Source organism: Brevibacterium ammoniilyticum, from assembly GCF_038429965.1.
GTDB lineage: Bacteria > Actinomycetota > Actinomycetes > Actinomycetales > Brevibacteriaceae > Brevibacterium > Brevibacterium ammoniilyticum.
Genome location: NZ_BAABNP010000001.1, coordinates 183,062 through 197,337, shown reverse-complemented (window position 1 = coordinate 197,337; position 14,276 = coordinate 183,062). Strand labels below are relative to the sequence as shown.

Here is a 14,276-nt window from a genome sequence, read left to right as displayed (position 1 = left end):
CCCCGACGAAAGCAGGTCACCCATGGCACTGACCCGACTCAGCCGCACCGGCGGTCCCGTGCTCTTCTGGCGCGGACCCGACTACGACAGCCTCGACCTCACCGGCCCCGTCATCGCCAACTGGGTGCACAAGGGAGTCGGGCTCTTCGGCGACTACGAGCTCGGACCGGACTTCACGCTCTTCGTCCCCTCCCCGTCCGGTCTCCACTGGCGCGAACTCGTCGCGGTCCTCAGCGTCCTCCTCGGCGGCGGCCGCGTCATCCTCGCACGGGGCGGGGACGCAACGGACAGCGGCACCGGAAGCGCAGCCGACTCCCCCGCGAACGGCGGCGACTCCCCCGCTAGCGACCCCCAATCCTCTGGGGCCGGCGGCATCGATCCCGCGACGGTCCCGGACGGGGACTTCCATGCCTTCGTCCCCCTCGGCTTCGAGACCGACCCGGCGATCGCCTCGGCGGAGGAGATCTTCGTCTTCAATCCGCCCGCACTGGCCCTGAGCACTCCCGTGGACGCCGACTTCATCGACGTCAACTCCGCGATCCGCGCCTACCCCGACGTGGCGTCCCGGCGCTTGGTCCGCTCCGGGACCCTCGCCGTGGCCGGCGCCGACGGCACGAGGGAGATCCCCTGGGCCGAAGCCGCCGCAAGCGATGCGGACACAGGCACTCGGCCCACGGGCATCCTCGTCTCCCACTCGACCCCACGGCCGGACGAGTGGCCCGAATTCCTGCACCACCTCCTCGGCGGGGGTGAGACCGTGCTGGGCACGGGAGTCGAGGTGGCCCACATCACGGACCTCGCACGGACCCTCGGGGACGTCCGTGGCAGACTGGGCTCATGGACAAAGTAGTTGACACGCCCGCAGCGGCGGTGGCCGATATTGCCGATGGATCGTCGATCGCCGTGGGCGGGTTCGGGGTCGTCGGCGTACCCGAATACCTCATCCGGGCCATCCGGGACCAGGGGACGACCGACCTCGAGGTGATCTCGAACAATGCCGGCGTCGACGGCCGCGGACTCGGCGTGCTGCTCGCCGACCACCGGCTGCGCCGCATCATCGCCTCCTACGTCGGGGAGAACAAGGAGTTCGCCCGGCAGTACCTCTCCGGTGAGCTCGAGGTCGAGCTCACCCCGCAGGGCACGCTCGCGGAGAAGCTGCGGGCCGGTGGTGCGGGGATCCCCGCGTTCTACACGATCACCGGTGCGGGCACGCAGGTCGCCGAGGGCGGCATGCCGTGGAAGTACGATGCGGACGGCAACGTGATCAAGGAGTCCCCGGCGAAGGACACGCGGGTCTTCGACACCTTCGGCGAGGAGAAGCAGTACGTCCTCGAGGAGTCGCTGGCTCCCGACTATGCGCTCGTGCGGGCCGCGATCGGCGACCGCGACGGCAACCTCGTCTTCCATTCCTCGGCACGCAACTTCAATCCCCCTGCCGCGCAGGCCGGTCGGATCACGATCGCCGAGGTCGAGAAGCTCGTCGAGCCCGGCGAGATCGACCCGGACCAGGTGCATGTGCCCGGCGTCTTCGTCCACCGCGTCGTGCCCCTGACCCCCGAGCAGGTCGCCGACAAGCCGATCGAGAAGCGCACCCTGCGCCCCACCCCCGCCGCGAGCGCCTGAGGAGAGCCCCTATGTCACTGACACGCAACCAGATGGCGGCACGTGCCGCGCAGGAACTCGCCGACGGCAGCTACGTCAATCTCGGCATCGGCATGCCGACCCTCGTGCCGAACTACCTGCCCGAGGGCGTCAGCCTGGTCCTCCAGTCCGAGAACGGCCTCCTCGGCGTCGGCCCGTACCCGACCGAGGACGAGGTCGACCCGGACCTCATCAACGCGGGCAAGGAGACCGTGACGATGCTGCCCGGCGCCTCGTACTTCGATTCGGCGGCGAGCTTCGGCATGATCCGCGGCGGCAAGATCGATGCGGCGATCCTCGGCGCGATGCAGGTCGCGACCAACGGCGACATCGCGAACTGGATGATCCCGGGCAAGATGGTCAAGGGCATGGGCGGGGCGATGGACCTCGTCCACGGCGCCAAGCGCGTCATCGTCGTCATGGACCACGTCGCCAAGGACGGCTCGCACAAGCTGCTCGAGGTCTGCGATCTGCCGCTGACCGGCAAGGGCGTCGTTGAGCGCATCATCACCGATCTCGCCGTCCTCGACGTCTCCGGGAATGCGTTCACACTCGTCGAGCTCGCTCCCGGGGTCACCGTCGAGGAGGTCAGGGAGAAGACCGGCGCCGAGGTGATCGTCGAGGGCGAGGTCCCCACCGTCTCCGTCCCCGACGTCTGAGCCGCCGGCGCGCTGCGCCGCGCTGGGGCGCTGGTCTCCGCTTCGCGACCACCCGCGGCCGCACGAACCACCCTTGGCTCCTCGAACCACCCGCGGCTACACGCACCACCTTTGGCTCCACACACCACCAGGAGCTCAGCACACACCACCCGGAGCAGCTCGTCCTACCCGTGCAAAGGTAGGACGAGCCGCTGACCGTGCGGGTTGCGGGGTGTCGCGGATCAAGTGCCGCAGGTCAGGAGCCGCCGGTGAGGTGCCGCTGGCCGGTAGCCGCGAGTCAGGTGCCGCTGGCCGCCAGCCGCCATCGAGCAGCCGCCGACCGCGCCGGCAGGCGGACCTCCGCTCTCAGGCGAAGGGCAGGGCGCGGTCGAGACCGGTGGTCGCGATGAAGAGGTCGCCGTGGCCGTCGGCGGTCACGGCAGGTTCGTTCGCGCCGATGAACACGCTCTGCCCACGGGTCAGCGTCGTCGAGGCGCCCACCGAGGTCAGCGTGATCGACCCTGAGGTGCACAGGGCGATCGCCGCACCGCGACGATCGATGCGCTTGAGTCGCGGGCACCGCAGGGCCTGGAGGGCGAAGTCCTCGGTCGCGCCCTTGAGCACGCCGTCGCGATCGGGTTCGATCAGCCTCGGCGCCCCCGAGGTGAAGGTCGCGGTCGCCGTGAGCTCGGGGATGTCGACGTGCTTGCTCGTCAGTCCCCCGCGCAGGACGTTGTCGCTCGACGCCATGATCTCGATCCCCGTGCCGCCGAGGTAGGCGTGGAGGACGCCGGAGTCCATCGCGAGCGCCTCGCCCGGCTGGAGGTGGACGCGGCAGAGCATGAGCGCGACGAGAACACCGGGGTCGCCCGGATAGTCGGCGACGAGTTCGCGGAAGGTCTGCATCGGATCGACCGCGGTCCCGATCTGCGAAGCGTGACCCCGCGGCGGCGTCGCGAAGTCCTGGCCGGCGATCTCGTCGACGAGGCCCGGCGCCCGCGGGTCGCCGAGGATGCGCTCGACGGTGCGCGAGAACGCCTTCGCCTCACTCAGCGCCTTGAGCGATCCGAGGATCTCACCGAGGAAGTCGAGCGAGGTCGCGGAGAGCGAGAGCGAGAGGAAGCGCTCGAAGGTCGCCCGCACGGCCTTGCGCGGGCGGAATCCGGACAGCGCGTGGAACTCGGTGAGCGCGTAGATGAGCTCGGGTTTCGCCGAGGCGTCCTTGTAGTTGCGTTCGGGCGCATCGAGATCGGGGCCGGTCTCCTCCTCCCGCGCGAAACCGGCTGCGGCCTGCGCGGGCGTGGGGTGGACCTGGATCGAGAGCGCCCGCTGGGCGGAGAGGACCTTGAGGAGGAACGGCAGACGGGGGCCGAAGACCTCGAGCGAATCCCGGCCGAGGAGGCCCTCGGGATCGCCGGCGATGTATTCGATGAGGTTCGGACCCGAGGCGACCCGGCCGTTCGCGCGGACGTCGACCGATGAGGAGGAGCCGACGCGGCCGTAGCCGAGAGCGGAGTTCGTCTCCTGTGCGGCCGCGACCTCGAGACGTGAGGGGCTGAGCGGGTGGGCCCCGAGCCAGAGCTCGGCGCACGGCGTTCCGTCCGGGACGGTGCCGAGGATCGCAGGGATCGCATCCGGGGTGCCCCAGTCGAAGTTCTTCACCGTGTTGTTCAGCCGCCGCACCGACCCAGCTCCTTCCGTTCGCTCGTGCTCATCCCACCACCGTAGCGTGTGCGCGTCCCGGATTCCGGAGATGACGCTGTGACTTCATCTCCTGTTCAGGGCCGTACATCAAGAGTTCACTGCGGCAGGCTCGTCGAACAATAGGGGTACCCGCCGTGAATGCGCGCGGGCCCCGCAGCGCGTTGGCACTGCGGGGCCCTGCTTGCGCTGATCTCTCAGCGCTTCACTGACTTCTCAGCGGCTTCTCGATCAGCCGACGACGCGGATGACCTTGGCGCCGCGGCTGAGCATCCACTCGTAGCTGCGCTTGGCCGTGTTCGTCCGGGTCGAGCCCGCATCGTACATCTGCCCCTTGGTCTCGGAGATGATGCCGATGTGACCGGGGATCCAGATCAGGTCACCGGGCTTGGCGTCCTTGACCGAGACGACCTTGCCCACATTGCGCTGCTGGCTGGTCGTGCGCGGCAGCTTGATGCCGTTCTTGCCGTAGACGTACTGGGTGAACCCGGAGCAGTCCCATCCCTTCGGCGTGGTCCCGCCCCAGACGTACTTCACACCGAGGTAGGACTTCGCGTCCTTGACGATCGCGTTGCGCTGGGCCTGGATCTGCTCTTCCTTGCTCGGCTTGTCCTCCTTGGGAGGCTTCGTCGGCTTGGGCGAGGGCTTCGGCGCGGGCTTCGTCGGCTTCGGGGCCGGCTTCGTCGGCTTGGGCTTCGGCGCAGGATTGCTCGAATCGTTTCCGTCGGCTGCAGCACCTTCCCCGGAGTCTGCACCCGAACCGCCGTCTGCGGCATTGCCTCCCGGCGGCGAGTTCTCATCGACGACACCGCCGGAGATCTTGCCGTTCGGTGAGAACTCCGTGGTCCCGTAGCCTTCGGCCCAGACGAGCCTGGCGCCTTCGAAGAGCTGCTCGGCGCGACCGTTCTTCACCGTGGGGTTGGTCTTCGGGTACCCGAGGTGCCCGCGTTCGTACCCTTTGGACTTCCAGTAGCTCTGCAGCACACCGGTGGTGTACTTCGCCCCGGTCTTGGGCGACCAGTGGAACGTTCCCTTCGAGAAGGTCTGATACGCTCCACCGTTCTTCAGGCCGCCCTTCTCGGTCCCCGTGGGCAGCCCGACCTGCTGGATGACGTCACCGGTCAGTGCGCCCCTGATCGCGCCCTTGACGTGGTAGGCACCGGTCTTCTGGGACCAGTAGACGACGCCCTTCTCGTAGTTGCGTCCCTTGGCGCCGGCGATGCCCTTGACGTCGAACTCGTTGCTCGTGGCCTTGCCGAGGTTGTTCTTCTCGGCGTAGGACTCGATCGCGGTCTTCGGCTTCGGCTTGGGCTTCGGCGACTCGGTCTTGTCGTCGGCAGGCAGGTCACCGGACTTGAGGATCGCGTTGACGGTGCTGCGGACCTCGCCGAGCTTGGCGTAGAACGCATCGCCCGGGCAGTCGGTGTTGCCGAGGTCGCGGTGGCCGACGAGGGTCGACTTGCTCGCGGTCAGCCCGTTGAGCGAGAACTTCCAGGCGATCGCGGCCGCCACGGCGTCACGGGTCTTCTTCGGAGGAGCCGAGCCGTTGTACGTGCCGAGCACCGAGATGCCGAACGTTCCGGTGTTGTACCCGGCGACGTGCGCACCGATGACGGCCTTCTCGAGCTTGCCGTCGCGGGCCTGCCACAGGCGGCCGTACTTGTCGGCGACGACGTTGTATCCGATGTCGGACCAGCCGCGTCCCTTCTGGTGGAAGGACTGGATGCCGCGGATGATCGAGGGCACGTCCTCAGCGGAGTAGCTGTTCGACCCCGAGGTGTGGTGGACGACGGCCTGCTTGATGCCGCTCGCGTAGCTGACGCTGCCCTTGTACGGCTTCGCGCCCCAGGACTTGCGGGAGGCGATCTTCGGCATGGGCACCTTCGCCGACTTCGCGACGGTGTCCACCGTGGAGGTGCCGGGAACGTAGTTCTGGGTGCTCACCGTGGCGGCACCGGCAGCTGAGACGTTCGTCGCCTCGGCGCCCGAGCCGTCGACGGCCGGCACGGTCGTCCCCGCGTCGGTCGTTCCGGCGTCGGTCGCGGCCGATTCCTCGGTCGCACCGGTCGACTGCGGGTCGATCTGGACGGGAGCGTTCTCGGCGACCGCCTGGGCGTCTGCGGACGAGCGCTTCGGGTCGACGAGGACGAGTTCGGCGTCGCTGGGAGCCTGATCGCCGAGGATGCGCATCTGCACACCGTCGGCGCGGTTGACGGTGAACGGCTCGGAGCCTTCGTTCTTCGCCTCTTCCTGCTTCTCCTCATCGAGGGTCTGCCAGGCGCCCCATCCGCTGCCGCTCTTGACGCGGACCTGGATGCGGATGCTGCTGGCGGCGTCGGAGAAGGTGACGCCGACGAGGCTGGGGTTCTTCGACGGCACGTCGAGGACGTCGGAGATGAGCGCGATGTTCACGCCGTCCTCGGTCTTCTGCTGCACGGAGCCGGAGATGTCGTCGCCGTCCTTCGACGGCTCCTTCGTCTCCTCCGCCGGAGCGGTCTCCTCCGCCGGTGCGGTCTCCTCGGCGGGAGCGGCGTCGCCGGACTGGCTCTGCTCGCCCTCTGCGGGGGTGGTGGAGTCTCCCGATCCCTCGGGTGAGGTCAGGCCCGCCGAGGCGGGGGTGACGGTCGCCGACGCCGGCTGCGCGCTGACGTTGACCGTGGCAGGCACCTGGGTGGCTGCGAGTGCGGTCTGCGACTTGAATATGTTCGGAAGGTTGCTCGATGCGCTCTGGTTGGCGACGGAGGCAGCTGAGTCACTGGAGTCGCGCGCGCCGGGGACTTTGAGTCCGTCCTCGCTCACGTTGAGCGCCTTCTGGGTCACTTCCGGCTCGACGGTTGCAGCAAAGGCGGTCGGAGCCGTGACCGCTAAGGTGCCGACGAGTGCGACTGAAGCGCAGCCCGCGACTGTGGGCAGAATGTATTTCATCGTTACAGCCTTTTCGAGGAAGTCAGGGAAGTTCAGGCCTTGGGAGTCCGCTTCACCGTCGGCAGAACGGTGGGCAACCCCAACATCTCAAAATTGTTACACATTTCCGGCGTGTCAGACTAGCCAAATAACGAATGAACATAATTACACGGGTGTGGTTCCCAGTGTTCTTGGGCGACACACCGAGCGAAAGTTTTTTCGTCGGGTCCTGCTTCGGTCATCCTCGACCGGACCGACACGCCGTGACCGACCCCGGTCTCAGCGCCTCACGGGACGTAGCAGATCGACCGCGCGTCGGCCTCGGATCCCTTCTCAGGGCTCGCCGAGGCGCTCACGTCGGTCGCCTGCGAGGCGGCCGCCTCGGTGCCTGCGGAGGCACTGACCACGGCTGCCGCGGAGGTGCCTGCGGCGACGCCTGCGGGGGCTGAGAGCGCATTGCTCTGCTTCTCAGCGTCCTTGGTGGCTTTGTCGATCGCATTCGCAACGAGGCGGCGCGCTTCGGCGAAGTCCGGTTGCGATGGTGTCACGCGCGGCGGAGTGAGGTCAAGCGACTCGATCTTCTGGCTCTTCACTTTGAGCGCCAGGTCGACGAACATGTCGACCTGGGTCGAGGGGATGTCGGTGGACACAGCTCCCGGGGTGGCTGCGGCGATGTCCTGGTAGCGGGTGAGCACAGTGGCCGGGTCGAGCTGCTTGACCATCGCCTCCTGCACGCACCGCTGCCGGATCATCCGCTCGTAGTCGCTGGAGAACTCGCGCGAGCGGGCGAACCACAGCGCGTGGTAGCCGTCGAGCTTCTGCTTGCCCGGCTCGATCCAGCCCTTGACGGGGCCGTGCTTGCCGGTGGCCGGGTTGACCTTCGAGGAGATCGGCACGCGCTTGCCCGAGACCAGGGTGATCCCGCCGAGGGAGTCGATGAGCTTCTCGAAGCCCTTGAGGTTGACCATCGCGTAGTACTGGACCTTGAGCCCGGTGATCGCCGAGGCGGCGTCCATCGTCGCCTGCTCGCCTGCTCGCTTCGGGTCGGGGAACTTGTCCTTGTACTTCTCCCCCTGCTGGAACACGGCGTTGAGCAGGCACTCGTTGCCGCAGTTGAATCCCTGCGGGTAGATCGAGGCCAGCGGCGAGCCCTCGGCGAAGGGGACGTTCTGCATATTGCGGGGCAGACCGACGATGACGGTCTTGCCCGTCTCGGCGTCGATCGAGACGAGCGACATCGAGTCGGGACGGATGCCGGTGCGGCCCTTGCCGGCGTCGGAGCCGAGCAGGAGGATGTTGTAGCGGCCGTCGACGGGCTTCGCGGCCTTGCCGGAGGCGAAGAGGTCGCTGACGAGCCCGCGCTGGGAGTTGAGCATCGTCGTCCCCCACGCCAGAGGCCCGGTGACGACGAGGAGGAGGGCGCAGAAGGCGCCGAGGAACCGCGTGCGCGCCTTCTTCGACAGGGTCACCAGCCGGATCCTGCGCACGGTGTCGAAGAGGCAGATGACCCAGTTGAGGCCGACGACGGGCACCCAGATGGTGAGGAACGTGAGGATGTAGGGGTTCGTGCCGATCGTGAACGCGAAGGTGCGGTTGATGAGGATCGCGATGACCGAGGCGATGAGGAGGATCCAGCTGATCGCGGTGATCGACAGGGAGATCTTCGCCCAGCGCCGGGAGCGGAAGAGCAGCTGAACGCCGCCGGGCAGCAGGGCTGAGACGAGGAGGAGCAACCACGCCCGCACGTCCCGCGTCGGCTGCGAAGCGTAGGACGGGAAGCGGATGGGGTCGATGTATCTCGTCTCGGCCACTGCCTCACCTTCTTCTGCTCGCGTGCCGACCCACCGTCCCTGCACAGGCATCAATCCTGCCAAACCAACGTCCGAGTCCTCTGTGTCCATCCATTGTGTCCCGTGGGCGCGGCCGAATCCCGCACATCCGGTCCTCGCATGTCGTGCCTGCGCACGTGTTCTGCCCCACACTCACGCAACCGACCGCCCTCGCACGGGTGCGAGGGCGGTCGGTCGCCGCGGGGACTGCGAGCTGCGCTCAGCCGAGCAGCTGGCGGCCCATGACGAGACGCTGGATCTGGTTGGTGCCTTCGTAGATCTGCGTGATCTTCGCGTCCCGCATCATCCGCTCGACGGGATGGTCGACGACATAGCCGGCCCCACCGAGGAGTTGGACGGCGTCGGTGGTGATCTCCATCGCCGCATCGGAGGCGAAGGCCTTCGCTGCGGCCCCGAAGTACGTGAGGTCCTCATCCCCGCGCTCGCTCTTGGCCGCTGCGGTGTAGGTAAGCTGACGGGCGGCTTCGAGCTTCATGCCCATGTCGGCGAGCATGAACTGGATCGCCTGGAAGTCGGCAATGCGCTTGCCGAACTGCTGGCGCTCCTTGACGTAGGCCAGCGCATAGTCGAGCGCGCCCTGGGCGATGCCCACGGCCTGTGCGGCGATCGTCACCCGCGTGTGGTCGAGGGTGCGCAGGGCGATCTTCAGCCCCTCACCGGGGGCACCGACGATGCGGTCACCGGGCAGCCGGACGTTGTCGAAGAGCAGTTCCCGCGTCGGTGAGCCCTTGATGCCGAGCTTGCGCTCCTTCTCCCCGAAGGTGAAGCCCTCATCGGACTTCTCGACGACGAACGCGGAGATGTTGCGTCCGCGCGCCCCGTCGGGGTCGGTGACGGCCATGACCGTGTAGTACTCGGAGACCCCGGCGTTGGTGATCCACGTCTTCACGCCGTTGAGGATCCAGTCATCGCCGTCTCGGGTGGCACGGGTCTTCATCGAGGCGGTGTCCGAACCGGCTTCGCGTTCGGAGAGACCGTAGGAGAATCCGGCCTCGCCGCGGGCGAGCGGGGCGAGGTACTTCGCTTTGATCGCCTCATCGCCGCCGAGCTGGACGGGCATGCTGCCGAGCTTGTTGACGGCGGGGATGAGGGAGGAGGAGGCACAGCCGCGGGCGACCTCTTCGATGATGATCGCCACCGCGAGCGCGTCGGCGCCCACTCCCCCGTACTGCTCGGGGACGTGGGCGGCGAAGAAGTCGGTCTCGACGAGCGCGTCGTGGGCTTCCTGCGGGTACCGGGATTCGGCGTCGACCTCGGCGGCGAAGGGGGTGATCCGCTTCTCGACGACGTCGCGCACCGCCGCGCGGATCTCTTCGTGCTCTTCACTGGGCTGGTAGAGGTCGAACATCATGCTCCTTTGACTGATCGATCGTTCAGTCAGCAATTATTGCCCGAGCGCCGCCCCTTTGTCGAGGGCGACCTGGCGCAGGCGCGCCCGATACTCGTCGAGACTTGCCCGGATCCGCAGTGATTCGGCGTCCGTTCCGGCACCGAGGATGCGGGCGGCGAGCAGACCCGCGTTCCTCGCCCCGCCGATCGAAACCGTGGCCACGGGGACCCCGCCGGGCATCTGGACGATCGAGAGCAGCGAGTCCATGCCGTCGAGGTGTTTCAGCGGCACGGGCACGCCGATGACCGGCAGCGAGGTCATCGAGGCGATCATGCCCGGCAGGTGCGCGGCTCCGCCTGCTCCGGCGATGATGACGCGCAGACCGCGGTCGGCCGCGGTCTTCGCCCACTCGACCATGTCCTCGGGCATCCGATGGGCGGAGACCACCTCGGCGCTCGAGGCGATGCCGATCTCCGTGAGCGCCTCGGCGGCGGCGGCCATCGTCGGCCAGTCCGAGTCCGAGCCCATGACGATGCCGACGGGGACCGCCGGTGCGGGTGTGTCTGCTGGAGTGCTCATGTCAGGCCCCTTCCCCGGGGTTGTTCGGTGCGGTGAGGTTCGTCGGTGTCGCGGCCGCCGAGGCGGTGGCCTCGGGCATCCGGGGATGCGGGTCGGTGTCGACGCCGGCGATGAAGTCCGCGGCATGCCGGGCACGGGCGAGGACGAGCTCCCGGTCATCGCCGTAGGCGTTGACGTGGCCGACCTTGCGTCCCGGCCGCACCCCCTTGCCGTAGAGGTGGACCTTGACCGCGGGGTCGTGGGCCATGACGTGGAGGTAGGGCTGGTAGAGGTCCTCGTGTTCGGCGCCGAGGATGTTGACCATCACCGACACGTCCTCCCTGGCCTCGGGGCTGCCGAGCGGCAGGTCGAGGACGGCACGCAGATGCTGTTCGAACTGGCTGGTCACCGACCCGTCCTGGGTCCAGTGGCCGGTGTTGTGGGGGCGCATCGCGAACTCGTTGATGAGGAAGCCGTCCGGGGTCTCGAACATCTCCATCGCCATCACCCCGGTGACGTCGAGGGCGCCTGCGACGGTGAGGACCGCCTCGGTGATCTCCTTCGCCTTGTCGCCCGAGAGGCCGGGGGCAGGGGCGATGGCCTCCTTGCACACCCCGTCCTGCTGCCAGGTCTCGACGACGGGCCACACGGCGGTCTGCCCCATCGGGGACCGGCCGACCATGACGGCGAGCTCACGGGTGAAGTCGACCTTCTCTTCGGCGAGGAGGACGGGGACCTCGCGCAGCCACTCACCGACCTCGTCGAGGGAGGAGATGACGCGCACGCCCTTGCCGTCGTAGCCCCCGCGCGGGGTCTTGAGGATGAACGGCAGGCCCACCTCGGCGGCGAAGGCCTCGGCATCGGAGACGCTCGTGATCTCCGCCCATCGGGGGTTGGGCAGGCCGAGTTCGTCCATCCGGCGGCGCATGAGGATCTTGTCCTGGGCGAAGATGAGCGCCTGCGGGCCGGGACGGACCGCGTGCCCGGCGGCGACGAGCGCCTCGAGGTGCTCGGGCGGGACGTGCTCGTGGTCGAAGGTGATGACGTCGACGGTCTCGGCGAAGGCCTTGAGCGTCGCGAAGTCGGTGTAGTCGCCGACGACGACGTCGTGGATGACCTGGGCGGCCGGGGCGTCGGCGGTCTCGGCGAGGACGGCGAACCGGACTCCCAGTGCCTCAGCTGCGGGGGCGAGCATGCGGGCCAGCTGGCCTCCGCCGATGACGCCGATGGTAGGAAAAGTCACGCCTCCCATCCTAACGGCGGCCCGGCCCAGGACGCTCGCGGCTCCCAGCTGACCGACATCCTCACTGTCGTACGATGGACCTCGTCGAGTGCCACGAGGTGAGGAGGGGACCGTGGGCCGCACGCGCACCGAGTTCTCCCGCCTGGCGAAGTTCACCGCCGTCGGCGCCGTCGCCTTCCTCGTCGACCTCGCCGTCTTCAACCTCATCCTCTTCACCACCGACATCGGCCCGCTCATCCCCAAGGTCGTCTCGGTGGCCGCGGCGACCACGGTCAGCTGGCTCGGGTCCCGGCACTGGACGTTCCGCGACGGTCGCACCCATCGTCCGTGGCGGGAGGCGGCAGGCTTCTTCGCCGTCAATGCGATCGGCCTCGGCATCGCCGGCCTCTGCCTCGTCATCAGCCACTACGTCATGGGCCTGACCTCGCCGCTCGCCGACAACATCTCCGGCAACGTCGTCGGTGTCCTGCTCGGCAACATATTCCGCTACCTCATGTACTCCCGCGTGCTCTACCGCGTGCCCGGCAGCGCCTCGACGACAGCCTCGCCGAGGCGGGAGGTCGTCGTCGCCGACACCGACCCCGCAGTCACGGACGATGCCGTCGCCGACGCCGGTCTCACACGAGCAGCAGAGGGACCTGGAGTTCGCGTTCGGTAGTCGCGCCGTGATGGCCGATGAGGGCGAGCGCCGAGGCGGACTCCGTGTCCGAATCGACGACGGCGAAGCCGTCGGCGCAGATCGCGATGACGTCGCCGATGCGCCCGAGCACCCGCGGGTCGACGGGTCCGAAGTACCCGCGGGCGATGGCCTCGGCGCGGGGCAGGACGAGGGCGCGCCCGGCCAGGGTCTCCGTCCACGCGGCCGCCACGTCCGCCTCGGCGCCAGGTTCGGCGTAGAGATGGAGGGCACGCGGCTCCCCGCCGAGGTGGCGCAGCCCCGACTTGAGCTCGGGGGCGTCGACGAGGTCGAGGCGAGTGTCGTGGTCGATGTCGACCATCCCGTGGTCGGCGGTGACGAAGAGAGCCGAATCGTGCGGCAGGTCCTGGGCGAGCCGGGAGAGGACGAGGTCGATGCGCTCGAGCTCCTCGGTCCAGGCCGCCGAGTTCGAACCGTGCACATGGCCGGTCTTGTCGAGGTTGCCCCAGTAGAGGTAGACGAGCCGGGTGCCCGGTGCGCGCACCTCGGCAAGCGCCTGCGCGCTGCGCTCCTCGAGCGTCTTCGAGGCCCGGAACCGGCCGCCGCGCAGCGAGGCCCGGTTGAGTCCCCGACCGGCGAACTTCGCCTCGCCGAGGCTGACGACGTCGACCTCGGCCGATTCGAGGCGTTCGAAAAGAGTCGCATCGGGCACCCAGGCGACAGGGTCGACGTCGAGGTCCCAGGTGAGCTGGTTGAAGACGGCGTCCTTGGCCGGGTCGAGGAGGCGATAGCCGACGACGCCGTGGGCCCCGGGCAGACGGCCGGTGGCCAGGGAGGACAGGGAGTTCGCCGTCGTCGACGGGAAGCCCGCCGAGATCGGGCGGCGGGCGGAGGCCAGTGAGCGGAAGAAGGGTGTGTACCCGCTGTCGCGGCTCAGCAGCCGCTCTCCGAGTCCGTCGATGAGGACGACGATCGCGGTGCGCACCTCACGGTCGGCGCCCAGCGCCTCGGCCCGGCTCAGCGCCGTGCCGTCGAGGATGTGGCCGGCACCGAGGGCGAGCGCCGCGGCGGGCACGACGTCGGAGAGCATCGGTCCCGCGTAGTCGGGAGGTCCGAGCAGGGTCTCGAGGCTCTCGGTCGGGGATCCCACCATCAGCGCCGCGACCGGAGGCGGGCGTGGAAGACGGCCTGGCGCAGGCGGTCGGCGAAGGCGGCGATGCGGTCGACGGCGGCCTGCCCCTCGGCTTCGGCGGAGACGCGGAGGACGACATCCTCGGCGAAGGTCGATCCGCCGTAGCCGTGGTCGCCCATGCAGTCGGGGTCACCGCAGGTCTCGGGGAACGCCTCGATCCGGCGGGCGGCACCCCAGGAGAGGGTCAGCGAGACCTCGACGGGGGCCTCGCCCGGCGTATACGAGGCGGGGTCGGCGAAGGTGCGCCCGACCATGACGGTGCCGAGGCGTTCGAGTTCGATGTCCTCGCTGCTCGTCACGGCCCGCGCCTTCCCACCGGGGGCCACGGCCGGGTCGTCGTCGACGTGGGCGAGCAGCAGGCGGGTCTCGGTGAGGACGAACGCGGTGACGTGACGGTGGATGGACTCGATGTCGACGTGCGTGTCGATGTGGACGAAGTGGCTGAGCACCGGTTCGCCGAACAGGGAATCGGTGAGGATGCCCTGGGTGAGCTGCGGATAGTATCCGGCCGATTGGAGGTCGCGGACGAGGACTTCGGGTAATGCCATGGACTCCATTGTGCCGTACTCGTCCCCGCGCCCC

12 protein-coding genes are annotated in these 14,276 nt (G+C 68.6%); 4 read left to right on the top strand and 8 right to left on the bottom strand.

All coding sequences use genetic code 11. From position 1 onward, the window contains the following. Positions 1–22 precede the first annotated feature (22 nt). The 3 genes from AAHA49_RS00885 to AAHA49_RS00875 are packed head-to-tail and all read left to right on the top strand — an operon-like array spanning position 23 to position 2,300. Positions 23–850, top strand: coding sequence for a hypothetical protein (locus AAHA49_RS00885; protein ID WP_339392983.1), 828 nt, complete (start codon positions 23–25; stop codon positions 848–850). Further along, complete coding sequence (locus AAHA49_RS00880) at positions 838–1,623, top strand: CoA transferase subunit A (protein WP_339392982.1); 786 nt, start codon at positions 838–840, stop codon at positions 1,621–1,623. The genes AAHA49_RS00885 and AAHA49_RS00880 overlap by 13 nt, the downstream gene beginning before the upstream one ends. An 11-nt stretch (positions 1,624–1,634) precedes the next feature. Beyond that, the gene (locus AAHA49_RS00875) at positions 1,635–2,300 is read left to right on the top strand and encodes a CoA transferase subunit B (protein ID WP_339392981.1); all 666 of its coding nucleotides are present in this window, start codon (positions 1,635–1,637) and stop codon (positions 2,298–2,300) included. A gap of 345 nt (positions 2,301–2,645) precedes the next feature. Here AAHA49_RS00875 and manA read toward each other — a convergent pair whose 3' ends face one another. The 6 genes from manA to AAHA49_RS00845 all read right to left on the bottom strand — a co-directional run bounded on the left by manA (position 2,646) and on the right by AAHA49_RS00845 (position 11,817). Next, positions 2,646–3,962: a mannose-6-phosphate isomerase, class I gene (gene manA, locus AAHA49_RS00870; protein WP_339392980.1), complete on the bottom strand. Its 1,317-nt coding sequence runs from the start codon at positions 3,960–3,962 to the stop codon at positions 2,646–2,648. Positions 3,963–4,211: 249 nt separating this feature from the next. Further along, complete coding sequence (locus AAHA49_RS00865; protein WP_339392979.1) at positions 4,212–6,779, bottom strand: NlpC/P60 family protein; 2,568 nt, start codon at positions 6,777–6,779, stop codon at positions 4,212–4,214. Positions 6,780–7,171: 392 nt separating this feature from the next. After that, positions 7,172–8,695, bottom strand: coding sequence for an LCP family protein (locus AAHA49_RS00860; RefSeq protein WP_339392978.1), 1,524 nt, complete (start codon positions 8,693–8,695; stop codon positions 7,172–7,174). A 238-nt stretch (positions 8,696–8,933) separates the two neighbouring features. Further along, positions 8,934–10,082: an acyl-CoA dehydrogenase family protein gene (locus AAHA49_RS00855; protein WP_339393027.1), complete on the bottom strand. Its 1,149-nt coding sequence runs from the start codon at positions 10,080–10,082 to the stop codon at positions 8,934–8,936. Positions 10,083–10,118: 36 nt separating this feature from the next. Continuing rightward, a complete protein-coding gene (gene purE / locus AAHA49_RS00850) occupies positions 10,119–10,643 on the bottom strand; it encodes a 5-(carboxyamino)imidazole ribonucleotide mutase (RefSeq protein WP_339392977.1) in 525 nt (174 codons plus the stop codon). A gap of 1 nt (position 10,644) precedes the next feature. Further along, positions 10,645–11,817 carry a 5-(carboxyamino)imidazole ribonucleotide synthase gene (locus tag AAHA49_RS00845; RefSeq protein WP_422614433.1) on the bottom strand — a complete coding sequence of 391 codons (1,173 nt, stop codon included), beginning with the start codon at positions 11,815–11,817 and terminating at the stop codon, positions 10,645–10,647. 160 nt (positions 11,818–11,977) lie between these two features. Between AAHA49_RS00845 and AAHA49_RS00840 the strand changes: the two genes are divergently transcribed. After that, positions 11,978–12,523: a GtrA family protein gene (locus AAHA49_RS00840; RefSeq protein ID WP_339392975.1), complete on the top strand. Its 546-nt coding sequence runs from the start codon at positions 11,978–11,980 to the stop codon at positions 12,521–12,523. On the opposite strand, the gene AAHA49_RS00835 is transcribed toward AAHA49_RS00840, so the two are convergent. Then, a complete protein-coding gene (locus AAHA49_RS00835) occupies positions 12,483–13,655 on the bottom strand; it encodes an alkaline phosphatase family protein (protein WP_339392974.1) in 1,173 nt (390 codons plus the stop codon). The two genes, AAHA49_RS00840 and AAHA49_RS00835, sit on opposite strands and share 41 nt — an antisense overlap. Next, positions 13,655–14,242: a DUF5998 family protein gene (locus AAHA49_RS00830; protein WP_339392973.1), complete on the bottom strand. Its 588-nt coding sequence runs from the start codon at positions 14,240–14,242 to the stop codon at positions 13,655–13,657. Before AAHA49_RS00830 ends, AAHA49_RS00835 begins: the two co-directional genes overlap by 1 nt. Positions 14,243–14,276 lie beyond the last annotated feature (34 nt).